The 15,355-nt window shown below is 74.8% G+C and carries 16 protein-coding genes; 8 read left to right on the top strand and 8 right to left on the bottom strand.

Annotation, left to right across the window (positions count from 1 at the left end):
- Window positions 1-22: 22 nt before the first annotated feature.
- Genes CTKZ_RS17470 through CTKZ_RS17460 form a run of 3 tightly spaced genes read right to left on the bottom strand, consistent with a single transcriptional unit; the run spans window position 23 to window position 3,178 of the window.
- Window positions 23-937 carry an ABC transporter permease gene (locus CTKZ_RS17470; protein ID WP_124344136.1) on the bottom strand — a complete coding sequence of 305 codons (915 nt, stop codon included), beginning with the start codon at window positions 935-937 and terminating at the stop codon, window positions 23-25.
- On the bottom strand, window positions 924-1,919 hold the full coding sequence (locus tag CTKZ_RS17465; RefSeq protein WP_124344135.1) for an ABC transporter ATP-binding protein: 996 nt from the start codon (window positions 1,917-1,919) through the stop codon (window positions 924-926). The genes CTKZ_RS17470 and CTKZ_RS17465 overlap by 14 nt, the downstream gene beginning before the upstream one ends.
- Entirely contained in the window at window positions 1,916-3,178 is a 1,263-nt protein-coding gene (locus CTKZ_RS17460) for a LolA family protein (protein ID WP_124344134.1), read from the bottom strand. The genes CTKZ_RS17465 and CTKZ_RS17460 overlap by 4 nt, the downstream gene beginning before the upstream one ends.
- Before the next feature lie 95 nt (window positions 3,179-3,273).
- Between CTKZ_RS17460 and CTKZ_RS17455 the strand changes: the two genes are divergently transcribed.
- Window positions 3,274-3,927 carry a response regulator transcription factor gene (locus CTKZ_RS17455; protein ID WP_124344133.1) on the top strand — a complete coding sequence of 218 codons (654 nt, stop codon included), beginning with the start codon at window positions 3,274-3,276 and terminating at the stop codon, window positions 3,925-3,927.
- Window positions 3,928-3,931: 4 nt separating this feature from the next.
- Entirely contained in the window at window positions 3,932-5,281 is a 1,350-nt protein-coding gene (locus CTKZ_RS17450) for a sensor histidine kinase (RefSeq protein ID WP_235843539.1), read from the top strand.
- A gap of 99 nt (window positions 5,282-5,380) precedes the next feature.
- On the opposite strand, the gene CTKZ_RS17445 is transcribed toward CTKZ_RS17450, so the two are convergent.
- Window positions 5,381-8,041 carry a sodium-translocating pyrophosphatase gene (locus tag CTKZ_RS17445; protein WP_235843538.1) on the bottom strand — a complete coding sequence of 887 codons (2,661 nt, stop codon included), beginning with the start codon at window positions 8,039-8,041 and terminating at the stop codon, window positions 5,381-5,383.
- A 158-nt stretch (window positions 8,042-8,199) separates the two neighbouring features.
- Window positions 8,200-9,048 carry a pentapeptide repeat-containing protein gene (locus tag CTKZ_RS17440; RefSeq protein WP_124344132.1) on the bottom strand — a complete coding sequence of 283 codons (849 nt, stop codon included), beginning with the start codon at window positions 9,046-9,048 and terminating at the stop codon, window positions 8,200-8,202.
- A gap of 136 nt (window positions 9,049-9,184) precedes the next feature.
- On the opposite strand from CTKZ_RS17440, the gene CTKZ_RS17435 reads away from it, so the two are divergent.
- From CTKZ_RS17435 to CTKZ_RS17425, 3 genes are all read left to right on the top strand, one after another.
- The gene (locus CTKZ_RS17435; RefSeq protein WP_124344131.1) at window positions 9,185-9,610 is read left to right on the top strand and encodes a ChaB family protein; all 426 of its coding nucleotides are present in this window, start codon (window positions 9,185-9,187) and stop codon (window positions 9,608-9,610) included.
- Between the two features lie 96 nt (window positions 9,611-9,706).
- Window positions 9,707-10,960, top strand: a complete 1,254-nt coding sequence (locus CTKZ_RS17430) for a sensor histidine kinase (protein ID WP_124344130.1) — start codon at window positions 9,707-9,709, stop codon at window positions 10,958-10,960.
- The gene (locus CTKZ_RS17425) at window positions 10,957-11,625 is read left to right on the top strand and encodes a response regulator (protein WP_124344129.1); all 669 of its coding nucleotides are present in this window, start codon (window positions 10,957-10,959) and stop codon (window positions 11,623-11,625) included. The genes CTKZ_RS17430 and CTKZ_RS17425 overlap by 4 nt, the downstream gene beginning before the upstream one ends.
- A 45-nt stretch (window positions 11,626-11,670) precedes the next feature.
- Here the strand turns inward: CTKZ_RS17425 and CTKZ_RS17420 are convergent, their stop codons facing one another.
- Window positions 11,671-12,210 (bottom strand): hypothetical protein, encoded by a 540-nt coding sequence (locus tag CTKZ_RS17420; protein ID WP_124344128.1) that lies wholly within the window; start codon window positions 12,208-12,210, stop codon window positions 11,671-11,673.
- 116 nt (window positions 12,211-12,326) lie between these two features.
- Here CTKZ_RS17420 and CTKZ_RS17415 point away from each other — a divergent pair, with 116 nt between their 5' ends.
- Window positions 12,327-12,746 (top strand): helix-turn-helix domain-containing protein, encoded by a 420-nt coding sequence (locus CTKZ_RS17415; protein ID WP_124344127.1) that lies wholly within the window; start codon window positions 12,327-12,329, stop codon window positions 12,744-12,746.
- Window positions 12,747-12,769: 23 nt separating this feature from the next.
- Entirely contained in the window at window positions 12,770-13,180 is a 411-nt protein-coding gene (locus CTKZ_RS17410) for a VOC family protein (protein ID WP_124344126.1), read from the top strand.
- 83 nt (window positions 13,181-13,263) lie between these two features.
- On the opposite strand, the gene CTKZ_RS17405 is transcribed toward CTKZ_RS17410, so the two are convergent.
- Window positions 13,264-13,491 (bottom strand): hypothetical protein, encoded by a 228-nt coding sequence (locus CTKZ_RS17405; protein ID WP_124344125.1) that lies wholly within the window; start codon window positions 13,489-13,491, stop codon window positions 13,264-13,266.
- 94 nt (window positions 13,492-13,585) lie between these two features.
- On the bottom strand, window positions 13,586-14,545 hold the full coding sequence (locus tag CTKZ_RS17400; RefSeq protein ID WP_307720318.1) for a DNA-3-methyladenine glycosylase family protein: 960 nt from the start codon (window positions 14,543-14,545) through the stop codon (window positions 13,586-13,588).
- Window positions 14,546-14,603: 58 nt separating this feature from the next.
- On the opposite strand from CTKZ_RS17400, the gene CTKZ_RS17395 reads away from it, so the two are divergent.
- Window positions 14,604-15,355 (top strand): DUF72 domain-containing protein (locus CTKZ_RS17395; protein ID WP_307720317.1); only part of this gene is annotated, 752 nt, incomplete at its 3' end.

Here is a 15,355-nt window from a genome sequence, read left to right as displayed (position 1 = left end):
GTACGCCCGCGACCGCACCGGTTCAGGACGACACGTCGGCCGTCGTGAAGCGCGCCCACGCGAGCGACGCGAACACCGCGACCCACGCGGCCTGCACCCCGAGCCCGCCGAGCACCACGCCCCAGTCGGGGGAGATGCGCAGCAGCTCGGCGAAGTCGAGCCAGTGGTGCGTGAGCAGGCCGGGCCGGATCGCGTCGAGCGCGGGCAGCGTGTCCAGGACGCCGGACACGATCGCGACGACGACGGTCGCCGCCATCGCCCCGACCGGGACCTCGGTGAGCGTCGAGAAGAACAGCCCGACCGCGACGAGCCCGGTCATCGACAGGCCGACGAACGCGACGATCCCCGCGACGCGCAGCGCACCCGCCGCGAGCGGCACCGTGTCGCCCGAGAGCAGCACGACGTCCCGCAGCCCGAACAGCAGCGCGCCCGCGACGAGCCCGACGACCGCGATCGCGAGCACCGCGGCCGCGACGAACGCGAGCGCCCCGATCGCCTTGACGACGAGCAGGCGGCTACGGCCGACGGGCGTGACGAGCAGGTAGCGCAGCGTGCCCGTCGACGCCTCGCCCGCGACCGCGTCGCCTGACGCGATGCCGACCGTGAGGGGCAGCAGGAACGGCAGGCAGACGAACACCGACGCGACGACGAGGAACAGCCCGTTCTCCGTGACCCGCCCGATGAAGCCGGGTCCCTCGCCCGCCATCGCGGTGTCGCGCGTGAAGAACACGACGAGGCCCAGCAGCAGCGGGACGGCGCCCAGGCCGGACAGCAGCACGAGGTTGCGGCGCCGGCCGAGGACGAGCCGCAGCTCGCTGCGCAGGAGGCGTCCGAACGCGCCGCGGACGGGCCGCAGCGGGGGTGTGGCGGTCGCGACCGCCGCCGTGGCGCCCGCTCCTGCGGGTGCGACGCCCGGTCGCGGGTCAGCGTGCGACATCGAAACCCTCCCCGGTCAGCTCGACGAAGATCTCCTCCAGGCTGGGGTGCCGCACCGCGAACCCGACGAGGTCGACCCCCGCGGCGACGAGCGCCGCCGACACCTTCTCGGGCGCGACGTCGCCGAGCAGCGCGTCGACCTGGAGCCCGTCGACGGCGACCTCGTCCAGCCCGAGCGTGTCGAGCACGCCCGCCGCGGCACCGGCCAGACCCGTCGTCGTCGTGACCCGCAGCCGCGACGCCCCGCGCGCCACGAGCACGGACCGGTCGCCCTGCAGGACCATCCGCCCCGCGCGCATGATCCCGACGTGCGTGCACACCTGCTCGATCTCGGCGAGCAGGTGCGACGAGACGAGCACCGTCGTGCCCGCGTCGGCGAGCTCCCGGACCAGGTGGCGGACCTCGCGCGTGCCCTGCGGGTCGAGGCCGTTGGTCGGCTCGTCGAGCACGAGGAGGTCGCGCGGGCGCAGGAGCGCGGCGGCCAGCCCGAGCCGCTGCTTCATGCCCAGCGAGTACTGCCGGTACCGCTTGTCGGCCGCGGCGCCGAGCCCGACGCGGTCGAGCGCCTCCGCGGCGCGGCGGTCGGCGGTCCGCGGGTCGGCGGTCGCGTCGGCGGCCTCGAGCCGGGCCAGGTTGTCCCGCCCGGACAGGTACGGGTGGAACGCAGGTCCCTCGACGAGCGCGCCCACGCGCGGCAGCACCGACGCGGACGCCTCGGGCACGGGGGCGTCGAGCAACCACGCGGAGCCCGCCGTCGGCCGCACGAGTCCCAGCAGCATGCGGATCGTCGTCGTCTTGCCCGACCCGTTGGGCCCGAGGAAGCCGTACACCGCGCCGCGCGGCACGCGCAGCGCGAGGTCGTCGACCGCGACCTGCCCGCCGCGGAACCGCTTCGTCAGCCCCTCCGTGCGCACGGCCAGGGGCCCGGTGTCGTCACCGGACCCCTGACCGACCCGCGCGGGGTCGAGCACGGTCGTGCTCACGCCAGCCCTTGCAGCGTCTCGGGGGACACCGCGCCGACCAGCACCCGGCCGTCGTCGGTGAGCAGGACGCTGAACAGGTCGGAGGTGACCACGCGGCCGCCCGGGACGGGCGTGGCGATCGAGTCGAGCAGGGCCGACGGGTCGATCTCGCCCATGTCCGCCTTGTCCGACGGGTCGCCGCCGAAGTCCTCGAGCAGCGCCTGCGCGCTGTCCGACCCGATCGTCGGCTCGTGCTCCTGCAGCTCGGCGAGCGCCTGCGGGTCGCCCGCCAGTGCGCCGGTCACGTCGACGCCGCTGACCTCGACCACCGTTTCCCAGCCCTCGCCGTGCACCGTGACGCCCTGCGGCAGCGCACCGTCGGTGTGCTCCTGCTGCGCGGCGGCCATCTCGGCGTCCGTCGGCAGCGGCACGACGACCTCGCGGACCTGCGCGCCCGCGGGCGGCGAGAACGTGAGGACGGAGTCGGACGGCGTGGAGAACGACACGTCGGTGAACCCGACCTCGAGCGCGGGCTCGGTGTCGTCCGACGCGCTCCACACCTGCACGCGCAACGGCGTCCACTCGGTCGCGTCGACCGCGACGACGACGCGCCCGACGAGCGTCGTCGTGCTCTTCGGCGTGACGACGAGCTGGTACGCGTCGCGCCCCGCGACCGTCGTCTGGCCGTCGACGGACACCGTCGAGAGCTCCTGCGCGTGCGCGAGTGCCTGCTCGGCGGCGTCCTGCGGCGTGGGCAGGTCGCCCTTCACCGCCGGGCCCTCGGTCGCGAGCTTCTCGAGCGTCGCGGCGTCCGCCGGGTCGACCGTGTAGTGCACGACCTCGTCGTCGTCGCTCGAGTACGTCCAGGCCTGCGTGCCGTCGTGCACGACCGAGTACTCGGACGCGGCGCCGAGCAGCGCGACGCGCGAGCGCTGCTCACCGTCCGACCACAGGCGCAGCGTCGACGAGCCGGACATGAGATTCACCGGGTCGGCGCTCGCACCGCCCGGCCCGAACGGCAGCGACGGCAGGCCGAGGCGCGCGGTGTAGACGACCGTGCCGGACAGGGCGGGGGCGTCCTTCTCGACGACCTTCGCGACGAGCTGCTCGGGCGTCACGGGCGGCAGGCCGTCGTCGCCCGCGCTGGCGAACAGCGGCGGGCCCATCACGGCGGCGCCGACGGCGACGGCGGCCACGGCGGGCACCGCCCACCGGGCTCGGGGGGACAGGGACCGGCGTGCCGGGGCCGCCGGTTGCGGGGTGGGCTGTGTCTCGGTCATGAGACCACTGTGCGGCACGGCCCCTGTGGGCATCCTGAGACGCACTCCGTCCGCCGGGCGGCCCCCTGGCGTGCGGCGGGTGGCATGCTGCCGACGTGCGGGTACTCGTGGTGGACGACGAGCGCGGGCTGACGAGCGCGCTGCACCGCGGCCTGTCCGCGGAGGGCTTCGCGGTGGACGTCGCGCACGACGGCGACACCGGACTGCGCATGGCGCTCGACCACGAGTACGACGCGATCGTCCTCGACATCATGCTGCCGCGGCGCAACGGCTACGACGTCGTGACGGCCCTGCGCGCGCAGGACGTCTTCACGCCTGTGCTGCTGCTGTCCGCGAAGGACGGCGAGTACGACGTCGCCGACGGGCTCGACGTCGGCGCCGACGACTACCTGACGAAGCCGTTCGCGTTCGTGGTGCTCGTCGCCCGGTTGCGTGCGTTGCTGCGCCGCCCGCCGCAGGTGCGCCCGGCGGTGCTGACGGTGGGCGACCTGGTGCTCGACCCGTCCGCCCGGACCGTCACGCGGGGTGGTGCGGAGGTGGTCCTGACGGTCCGTGAGCTCGCGCTGCTCGAGTACCTCATGCGGCACGCCGACCGCGTCGTGGGCAAGGTCGAGCTGCGCGACCACGTGTGGGAGGGGACCGGCGAGGACGTCAACGTCGTCGAGGTCTACGTCGGGTACCTGCGCCGCAAGCTCGGCCGCGACACCGTCGCGACGGTCCGCGGTGCCGGGTACCGCGTGGCCGGCTGACGCCGTGGCGGGCCGACGGGTCTGGCGCGGGTCGCTGCGGCTGCGGCTGACCGCGCTCACCGCGGGACTGCTCATGGTGACGCTCGCCGTCGGGGCGGTCGTGCTCACGTCCGTGCTGTCGGCGGGCCGGGTGTCCGCGCTCGACGAGACCGTGCGCGACCGCGTCGACACCGTCGCCGACCTCGCCGACGCCGACCGCGTGCCCGACCCGCTGCCCGTCGCCGAGCGCGGCGAGATCGCGCAGCTCCTCGACGCCGACGGGCGCGTCCTCGCGACGTCCGCCAACGCGTCCCGCACCCTGCCGCTGCTGCCCACCGACACCCTCGCGGCGCTGCGCCCGCACGGCGACGAGGTGATCGTCTCCACCACGACCGACAGCGGCTACGACCCCGACGCGCGCGTCGCGCTGCGCAACGCGACCTACCGCGGCGAGCCGGTCGTCGCCGTCGCGACCGTGCCGCTCGACGAGGTGCGCGGGCTGGTCGGTGCGCTGCGGCTCGCGCTCGTCGTCGTCGTGCCCGTGCTCACCGCGCTGCTCGCGGCCACGATCTGGGCCGTCATCGGCCGCGCGCTGCGACCCGTCGACGAGCTGCGCCGGGCCGCCGCCGACGTCGCGCGCACCGGCGGTTCCGGGTCGCTGCCCGTGCCGCCCGTCGACGACGAGCTCGCCGCGCTGGCCCGGACGCTCAACGACATGCTCGACCGCCTCGAGACGAGCGCCGCCCGGCAGCGGTCGTTCGTCGCCGACGCGGCCCACGAGCTCCGGTCGCCGCTCGCGTCGCTGCGCGCGACCCTCGACGTCGCGCGCGCCCACCCCGACGCCTACCCCCAGGCGGAGGTCGTCGCCGACGCCGAGCGCGAGGCGGCGCGTATGCAGTCGCTCGTCGACGACCTGCTGCTCCTGGCACGGGTCGGTTCCGCACCGCTGCGCGCCGAGGACGTCGACCTGGCCGCGCTCGTGGCCGACGTGGTGGACGGCGAGACCGGGGCGACCCCGGCCGTGACGGTCGACGTGCACGGTGCCGGGCACGCGCGCTGCGACGCCGTCGCGACCGGCCGGGTCGTGCGCAACCTCGTCGGCAACGCGCTCCGGCACGCCGCGTCGCGCGTCGTCGTGACCGTCGCCGAGGGGTCGGTCGTGGTCGAGGACGACGGCAGGGGCATCCCGGCCGAGGACCGCGAGCGGGTGTTCGAGCGTTTCGTGCGCCTCGACGACGCCCGCGAGCGCGAGGCGGGCGGCAGCGGCCTGGGCCTGGCCATCGCCCGTGAGATGGCCCGCGAGCAGGGAGGCGACGTCGTCCTGGCCGACGCGGTCCTCGGCGGCCTGCGCGCTGAGGTCCGCCTGCCCGGCTGACGTCCTCGCGCTGCGCCCGGGGCGGGCCGGAGGGCCCACGACAGGGCAGGCCCGGACCGGACGGGGGTCGGCTTCCGCGTCCGGTCCGGGGGCGTGGGGTCAGACGCGCGTCGGGACCGCGTCGTCGACGGGGTTCGCCTGCTGCGGGAGCAGGGCCCCGGTCGTGTCGTCGTCCGCAACCGCGTCGTCGTCCGTGGCGGGCACGCCTTCGGCGTCGCCCGGCGTCGCGTGCGACTCGATCCGCATGCCGTAGAAGGACCGGTGCACGAAGTACGTCGACGCGAGGAAGAAGACCCCGGCGAGCACGAGCACGAGCGCGTGCCGGCCCTGCCCGGACAGCTGCACGGCGAGGTCGACCGCGAGGAGGCCGAAGAGCGTCGTGAACTTGATGACCGGGTTGAGCGCGACGGACGAGGTGTCCTTGAACGGGTCGCCGACGGTGTCGCCGACGACGGTCGCGTCGTGCAGCGGGGTGCCGTTCGCGTGCAGCTCGGTCTCGACGATCTTCTTCGCGTTGTCCCAGGCGCCGCCCGCGTTGGCCATGAAGATCGCCTGGTAGAGGCCGAACAGCGCGATGGAGACGAGGTAGCCGACGAAGAGGTACGGCTCGACGAACGCGAACGCGAGCGTCGCGAAGAACACGCCGAGGAACATCGTGAGCATGCCGCGCTGCGCGTACTGGGTGCAGATCTCGACGACGCGGCGCGAGTCGGCCTCGCTGGCCGCGGCGGTGCCGTCGAGGCGGATGTGCGCGCGGATGAACTCGACGGCGCGGTAGGCGCCGGTGGTGACGGCCTGCGTGGAGGCGCCCGTGAACCAGTAGATGACCGAGCCGCCCGCGACGAGGCCGAGCAGGAACGGCGGGTGCAGCAGCGAGAGGTTCTCGAGGCCCGTCGTGAGCCCGTCGGTGAGGCCCATGATGATCGAGAAGATCATCGTGGTGGCGCCGACGACGGCCGTGCCGATGAGCACGGGCTTGGCGGTCGCCTTGAACGTGTTCCCCGCGCCGTCGTTCTCCTCGAGGAGCTGCTTGGCGTGCTGCCACGCCGGTGCGCCGCCGAGCTCCTCGGACAGCGCGTCCTCGTCGGCCTGCTCGATGCCCGACAGCTCGTAGACGCTCTGCGCGTTGTCGGTGACCGGGCCGTAGGAGTCGACGGCGATGGTCACGGGACCCATGCCCAGGAACCCGAACGCGACGAGCCCGAACGCGAACACCGCGGGCGCGTGCATGACGTCGGCGAGCCCGAGCTCGCTCACCAGGTAGGCGGCGCCCATGAGCACGACGATCGCCATCCCGAGCCAGTAGGCGGAGAAGTTGCCCGCGACGAGGCCGGACAGGATGTTGAGCGACGGGCCGCCCTCGCGGGACGACGCGACGACCTCGCGCGTGTGCCGGCTGCCGGTGCTGGTGAACACCTTGACGAGCTCGGGGATGAGCGCGCCGGCCAGGGTGCCGCAGGAGATGATCGTCGCGAGCTTCCACCACAGGCCCGGGGTGCCGTCGGCGAGGACGAGCCACGTCGTCGCGAACGTCGCGGCGATGCAGACGGCCGACGTCAGCCAGACGAGCGACGTGAGCGGCTTCTCGAAGTCCATGCGCTCGGCACCCGCGTACCGGCGCGACGCCCACAGGTCGTTGACGGTGTAGGACACGCCCGACGCGGCGATCATCACGGCGCGCACGACGAAGATCCAGACGAGCAGCGCGGCCTGGACGCCCGGGTCGGGGACGCCGAGCAGCACGAAGGTCACGAGCGCGACGCCGGTGACGCCGTACGTCTCGAACCCGTCGGCGCTCGGGCCGACGGAGTCGCCCGCGTTGTCGCCCGTGCAGTCGGCGATCACGCCGGGGTTGCGGGCGTCGTCCTCCTTGATCTTGAACGCGATCTTCATGAGGTCGGAGCCGATGTCGGCGATCTTCGTGAAGATGCCGCCCGCGATGCGCAGCGCCGCGGCGCCGAGCGACTCGCCGACCGCGAACCCGATGAAGCACGCGCCCGCGAGGTCGCCGGGCAGGAACAGCAGGATGACCAGCATGATCGCGAGCTCGAGGCTGATGAGCACCATGCCGATCGCCATCCCGGACCGCAGCGGGATCCGGTGCAGCGGCAGGGCGCGCCCCCGCAGCGCGGCGAACGCCGTGCGGGAGTTCGCGTAGGTGTTGACGCGGATGCCGAACCACGCGACCGAGTACGACCCGGCCATGCCGACCAGGCTGAACGCGATGACGACCGCGACGCGCCCCCAGTCGAACCCGACGAGGACGCGGTAGTAGACGACGATCACCGCGGCGATGAAGCCCCACAGCACGAGCAGGAAGCGTCCCTGCTGCACGAGGTACGCCTTGCACGTCGTGTAGATGAGCTCCGACACGGCTCGCATCGACCCGTGCACCGGCAGCCGCTTGAGCTGCGCGACGACGGTCACCCCGAACGCGAGCCCCAGCGCGCACACGACGAGGCCGACGCCGAGCCAGACGCGCCCGGGCAGCCCGGCGATCGTGACGGTCCCGAGATCGGGGAGGGCGAGACCGGCCTCGCCGCCGTGCGGCGTGCCGCCGGGGGTGGCGGCGTCGGCGGAGGTGGTGCCGGCGCACCCGGACAGGAGGGCGACGACGGCGGCGAGCGCGACCCAGCCGGCGGTCGTCGTGGCGGTGCGGGCGCGGCCGGCGGTGCGAGCCGGGGGAGGGGTGTGTCGTGCGGCGGGACGGGCGACGGGACAGGTGGTGGTCGCGCTGTCGCGCGACGGTGTTGTGGACACGGTCTTCCTCGGCTCGTGCGGAAACCCTTTGCTCGTTCTTCGAACGTAGAGCGGTGGGTCTTGGCGCACGTGTGACCAAAGTCTCGGGCGCTCGGCCGTGCGGGGGAGCCCGGGCAGGCTCAGTCGGCGTGTCGGTCGGGACACGCCGTCTGCGCAGGTCAGCGGGTGGGTGCGGACGTCCAGTGCGTGGGACGCGGCACGCGGCCGGGCAGTCGTGTCGTCGCGTCGCCGCGCGCCGCGGCGGCCTGCGGGCCCGTGACGAAGAGCGCGTCCGAGAGGTCCGCGCCGCGCAGGTCCGCGCCGCGCAGGTCGGCACCGACGAGGTCCGCCAGCCGCAGGTCCGCACCGCGGAGGTCCGCGCCCATGAGCCACGCGCCGCGCAGGTCGACCGTGCGCAGGTCCGCGTCGCGGAGCCGCGCCCCGACCAGGTCGGCGCGTCGCCGGTCGCGCCGCCGCCCGGGCAGCGACCGCCGTGCCGCACCGCGGACGGCCGCGCTGATCCGCCCGAGCACGTCGACGACGGACCCGTGGAGGTCGTCGACGTCACCTCGGTCGGGTGCGTCGGGCGCGGCGTCGGCGACGGCGCTGACGCGGGCGAGCAGGGCACGGGCCTCGTCCCGCAGCGGTGCGTCGACCGGGCGGTCGACCGCGTCGACGAGGTACCACGCGAGCTCGTGCAACCGGCGCTGCACCCCGAACGCCGTGAACATCCGCCCCGCGACGTCCGGCCCGTCGCGCCAGTCCCGGCCCTCGAACGCGGCCGTCACGTGCTGCCCGGCGCCGAAGCAGTCGAACACCGTGCACCCGGCGAACCCGCGCTCGCGCAGCTGCGCGTGCACGCCGCACCGCAGGTCGTCGCGCAGGTTCCCGCACGGCACCCCACCGGGCTTGTCGAACGCGAAGTCCGCGGACCGCTGGAACGGCAGACCCACGCAGCACAGCGCCGCGCACCGCGTGCAGTCGGCCCGGAGCTCGAGGACGGTCCGGCCGTCGGGCGTCGCCGCCATCGGCGTCACCTCCCTGTCGTCCGACCGCGCGAGCCTACTCGTGGGCCGGTCGACGGCTCGGTGCGGTCGTGCTGCGGTGGCGTGGCGCAGGTCGCACGATGGGGCAGGAGACCGGTCCACGCGAAGGAGCCGCACCGTGCCCAAGACGAAGCGCAACGGCGACCCGATCCCGGACGAGCTGCCCAGCACCCTGCAGCGCTCGGACGACAAGGCGCAGCGGACGTTCGCGCACGCGCACGACGCCGCGCTCGAGCAGTACGGCGGCGACGAGGAGCGGGCCTACCGCGTCGCGTTCGCCGCGCTCAAGCACACGCACGAGAAGGTCGGCGACAGCTGGCGGCCCAAGGAGGAGTACGGGCCCTCCGACGCGCGCGCCGAGGAGGGCGGGCTCGACAGCGACGCCCCGACCGCCGGCGGCGTCGACGCGAACGCGTCCAAGACGCACCTGTACGAGGTCGCCACCGAGCTCGAGGTCCGCGGGCGCTCGCGCATGACGAAGGCCGAGCTCGTCGACGCGATCCAGCACGAGAACGACCGCCGCTCGCGCGCCGCCCTGCGCTGACGGTGCCCGCTCGCCCGGACGGCCTCCGCACAAGGGTGGAGGCCGGCCCGCCCGACGGCTGACCTGCGCCGTGGGCGCCGCCTCTACGCTTGCGGCATGTCCTCCGTCGTCGTCGCGCCCCCGACGCCCGACGTCTGGCTGCACCCGCGGTGGCGGGGGTGGTCGCGCGCGTGGCGGTACCTCCTCGCCGCGGGTCTCGGCGTCGCGCTGTGGATGGCGCAGGTCGTCGCGCTCGCCATGCCCGAGGCCGTCGGCGAGACCGCGTCGCCGCCGCCCGACGAGGTCGTCGGAGGCGCGATCGTCCTCGACCTCGCGCTCGGCGTCGCCACGCTCGCGCTCCTTCCGCTGCGACGCCGGTACCCGCTCGCGATCGCGGTGGCGGCGACCGCGGCGACCGCCGTGTCCGTGGTGGCCGTCGGGCCGGCGACCTTCGCGATCGTGTCGCTCGCGACGTGGCGCCGCGGCCGCTGGCTCGTCGTCGCCGGCCTCACGTGGCTCGCCGCGACCCTCTACTCGACGTTCGTCCACGTGCCGCGCGTGTGGGCGACCAGCACGTCACCCGTCACGCACCTCACCGACGTCCTCATCGGCGTCCTGGTCCTCGCGGTCACGATCGGCACGGGTCACGGGATCGCGACCCGCCGCGAGCTGGTCGCGTCGCTGCACGCCCGTGCGCAGGCCGCCGAGCGCGAGCAGGCGCTCGCGGCGGAGGTCGCGCGCGAGGCGGAGCGCACCCGCATCGCGCGCGAGATGCACGACGTGCTCGCGCACCGCATCTCGCTCGTCGCGCTGCACGCGGGTGCGCTCGCGTACCGGGACGACCTCTCGCGCGAGCAGGTCGTCGAGACGGCCGGCACGATCGCGGCCGCGGCGCACGCCGCGCTCGCCGAGCTGCGCGACGTGCTCGGCGTCCTGCGGGACCCGTCGCAGCCCGACGCCGTCGAGCGGCCGCAGCCGACGCTCCAGGAGATCCCGGCGCTGGTCGCCGAGGCGCGCGAGGCGGGTGCGGAGGTGAGCCTCGACACGGGTGCCCTCGCGCCCGAGGCGACGCGCGACCTGGCCGCGTCGGTGTCGCGCACGGCCTTCCGCGTCGTGCAGGAGGCCCTGACGAACGCCCGCAAGCACGCCCCGCGCCAGCCCGTCGAGATCGTGCTCGCGGGAGCGCCGGGCGGCGCCCTCGCGGTCGAGGTCCGCAACCGGGCGCTGCTCACCGTCGGCGCCGGGCACCGGCCGGGTGTCGGGCTCGTCGGTCTGACCGAGCGTGCGACGCTCGCGGGCGGCGAGCTCGAGCACGGCTACCAGGCCGACGGCACGTTCGTGGTCCGCGCACGGCTGCCGTGGCCGGCGTGAGCCCGGTCGTCCGGGTCGTCGTCGTCGACGACGACCCGCTCGTGCGCACCGGGCTCGGGCTCATCCTCGGGGGCGCTCCCGACCTCGAGCTCGTGGGCGAGGCGGCCGACGGCCAGCAAGGTGTCGACGTGGTCGTCCGGACCGCGCCCGACGTCGTCCTCATGGACGTCCGGATGCCGCGCATGGACGGGCTCGCCGCGCACCGGCGGCTGCGCGACCTCGGCTCGCGGGCGCGCGTCCTCGTCCTCACGACGTTCGACGCCGACGACCTCGTGCTCACCGCGCTGCGCCAGGGGGCGGCGGGGTTCCTGCTGAAGGACACCCCGCCGGCCGACCTGGTCGCTGCCGTCCGGCGCGTCGCGCAGGGCGAGCCCATGCTGTCGCCGAGCGTGACCTCGCAGCTCATCGCCGCGGTGACCGCCGCCCCCGCCGGCGACCCGCCCCGTGCGCGGGCGCGTGCGCTGCTCGCGACGCTGACCGACCGCGAGCGTGAGGTCGCCGAGGCCGTCGGGGCGGGCATGTCGAACGCCGAGATCGCGCGGGCGCTGCACCTCGGTGTCGCGACCGTGAAGACGCACGTCGGGAACGTCCTCACCAAGCTGGACGCGACGAACCGGGTGCAGATCGCCCGCTGGGTACACGAGGCGGGGGACGAGCGGGCCTGACGCCTCAGCGCCCGAGACCGACCCGCCAGACCTCGCCGCCGAGGGTCACGACCCAGGCCGTGCCGTGCACGACCTGGAACGACGTCGGCTGGTCGAGACCGTCCGCGACGAGCCGCAGCGCGCCGTGGTGGCCGACGGAGTACAACCGGCCCGTGCCGGGCGCCGCGGGGGAGCCCGCCTCGCCTCCGAGCGGCCAGTCGCCCTGCGCGAGCGCGTACAGCCGGTGCCCGCGGGCCCACTCGACTCCACCATGAGCGGACCGCCCGCCGCGACGGTCGTGGCGCTGGACGCGCGCGGGCCGAACGCGCCGACCTTGCCGTCCTGCGGCAGGTGCGGCAGCGGTCCGGACTCCGCGACGAACACCGTCGACCCCTTGAGGGCCAGACCCGTCGGGACGACGTTCGGCAGCGCCAGCCGCACAGACACGGCGCCGTCGTGGCGCACCTGGTAGAGGCGGTTGTGGTGCCCGTCGGAGACGAGGAACCCGTCGCGGTACGGCTCGAACGCGAACTGCACACCGGTCGGGACGAGGAAGTCGGTCGCGGGCGGGTTCGCGGTCGCGAAGGCCCCGATGTCCGCGACCACCGTGCCCTTCGCCGCCGGGACCGACGCTCGTCCTCCCGGGTGGTCGGGATCCACGGCCTCCCGACGGCCCGTCCGCGACGGCCGGACGCGCCTGACGGGCGCCCGACGGTGGTTCGATGACGGGCGTGAGCAAGGCCGTCGAGGACACCAACCGGCGCATGCTGCGCGCCCGCGACGCGATGGACCGCGCGTACGCCGAGCCGCTCGACGTGCCGTCGCTCGCGCGCGTCGCGCACGTGTCGGAGGCGCACTTCATCCGCACGTTCCGCGCGACGTTCGGCGAGACCCCGCACCGCTACCTGCAGCGTCGGCGCGTCGAGCGCGCGATGCTGATGCTGCGCGAGACCGACCGCAGCGTCACCGAGATCTGCCTGGCCGTCGGCTTCACGAGCCTCGGCACGTTCAGCCGCACGTTCCGCGACGTCGTCGGCGAGTCGCCGACCCAGCACCGTGCGCGCGGGCCGCTCGCCATCGCACCGACGTGCTTCACCAAGGCGTGGGTCAGGCCGAGCAGTTTCGGAGAAGCGTCGACCTGACGGCGCTCAGTAGCGTCGGCGGCATGCTGAACTCCATCTCCATCACCCAGATCTACGTGCTCGACCAGGACGAGGCGCTCGACTTCTACGTCGGCAAGCTCGGCTTCGAGATCGGGACCGACCAGGACCTCGGCTTCATGCGCTGGCTCACGGTCCGCGTGCCCGGTGCTCCGGACCGGGAGGTCCTGCTGGAGCGCCCCGGTCCTCCGTCGCTCGACCCGGCGACCGCCGAGCAGGTGCGCGAGCTCGTCGCGAAGGGCGCGACGGGCGGCCACCTGTTCCTCACGACCGACGACGCGCACCAGACGTACGCGACGCTCAAGGAGCGCGGGGTGGAGCTCACCGAGGAGCCGACCGAGCGGCCGTACGGCATCGACTTCGGCCTGCGCGACCCGTTCGGGAACCACGTCCGGATCGCGCAGACGCACCGCTGACGGGCGCGCCCGGCGCGGGTGAGGGTCCGCGCCGGGCTCGCCGCTCTGCCGTCGAGCCCGGCGGGGTCGCCGGACCGGTGCGGTCAGTCGCCTTCGAGCGCAGGCAGGATCGTCGTCGGGATCATGAACGACAGCGTGATCGACGCGATCGCGCCGACGAACGTCCAGTGGCTCCAGTCGGGACCCTGGAACGACAGCGCGAACAGCACGATCCCCGCCGCGAACAGCAGGAACGCGAAGAACGCGCCGACGACGCGACCTGCGGACTCGGTCCGCTCCTCGTCGCGCGGCGCGATGACCGGATAGCTCATGGGACCCACCTTTCGTCGGGGTCGATCCTGCCCCGTGGCGGGCGGCGTGGCCAACCGCGCGCCGGCCGGGCGTCGCGACGTCAGCGCAGGGACGTCAGCGCAGGGGGAGCGCGCGCGGCGAGCGCGGACCGAACTTGGGGGCGCGACCCGCGAGCGTGGTCTCGATCAGCCGGATGACGCGCTGCCGGTGACCGCGCCACGGCTCGAGGAGCTCGAGCATGCCCGCGTCGTCGGTGCGGCGGCCCGTGAGCGCCCACCCGACGAGGTGCGCGAGGTGGAAGTCGCCGACCGACACCGCGTCGGCGTCGCCGAGCGCGCGGGACGTCGTCTCGGCGACGGTCCACGGCCCGATACCCCGGACGGTGAGGAGCCGTCGTCGCGCCTCGGTGAGCGGCAGGTCGACCGCCTCGTCGAGCCGCCGACCGACCTCGGCCGCGCGTCGGATCGTCGACGAGCGCTGGTCGTCGACGCCGGCCTGCCGCCACTCCCACACGGGCATCTCCCGCCAGACGACCCACGGCGGCGGCACGCGCATCGACGCGGGCACCGGCCCGGGCGCGGGCGTGCCGTGCCGCGTCACGAGCCGTCGCCACGCGGCGCGCGCGTCCGCCCCGACGACGCGCTGCTCGAGGATCCCGGCGACGAGCGCCGCGACCATGTCGCCGCTCGCGCCGATCCGCAGCCCCGGCAGCCCGCGGTGGGCGTCCCGCACGACGGGGTGCAGGGTCGGGTCGAAGCCCGACGGGTCGTCGTGCGCCCCGAGCAGGCGCGGCACGCCCGCGACGGCACGCTCGGCGCCCGGCCCCCACGCGGCGACGTGCACACCGTCGCGGTGCACGGCCAGCCGACGCGTCGCCGGGCCGTCGGGCGTCGCGAGCGCGTGCCACAGCGCGCCGTCCGGCGCGGTCCACCAGCACGGGTCCGCGGCACCCCGACGGTGCGGCGCGACCGTGCGCCGCACGTCGAGCCGACCGTCCGGACGGTAGACGTCGACGAGCACCGGGGCCGTCGCGTCGCCCTCAGGGCCACGCGCGGGGGAGCTCTCGACGGTCACCCGACCAGTGTGCGCCCTTCCGGATGCCGGTCCGGCGTCCGCCGTGCAGGCTGTGCCGGTGGCCATCCGGGTCGGGATCAGCGGCTGGCGCTACGCCCCCTGGCGTGGCGTCTTCTACCCGCGCGGCCTGCCCCAGCGGCTCGAGCTCGCGTACGCGTCGCAGCGGCTGACGAGCATCGAGATCAACGGCTCCTTCTACTCGCTGCAGCGCCCCGAGAGCTACCGCGCGTGGGCCGATCAGACGCCCGACGACTTCCTCTTCTCCGTCAAGGGTCCGCGGTTCGTCACGCACATGCGCAAGCTCGCCGACGTCGAGACGCCCGTCGCGAACTTCCTCGCGAGCGGTGTCCTCGCGCTCGGCGCCAAGCTCGGGCCGGTCCTCTGGCAGCTCCCGCCCAACCTCGGCTTCCACCCCGACCGGCTCGCCGCGTTCTTCGACCTGCTGCCGCGCACGACGGCCGCCGCGGCCGAGATGGCGACGCGGCACGACGAACGGCTCGACGACCGCGCGTGGACGACGACCGACGCCGACCGCCCGCTGCGGCACGTCCTGGAGGTCCGGCACGCGACGTTCGAGACGCCCGACCTCGTCGACCTGCTGCGCGCGCACGACGTCGGCCTGGTCGTCGCCGACACAGCCGGGCGGTGGCCCGTGATCGAGGACGTCACGTCCGACGTCGTCTACGTCCGCCTGCACGGCGACACCGAGCTCTACACGAGCGGCTACGAGGACGACGCCCTCGACCGGTGGGCCGCGAAGATCCGGACCTGGGCAGACGGGGGCGATCCGGCCGACGCGCGACGGCTGCG

This window comes from Cellulomonas algicola (genome assembly GCF_003851725.1).
Taxonomy (GTDB): Bacteria; Actinomycetota; Actinomycetes; order Actinomycetales; family Cellulomonadaceae; genus Cellulomonas; species Cellulomonas algicola.
Note: the sequence above shows the minus strand (reverse complement) of the source record. Positions and strands in the feature narration are given on the sequence as shown.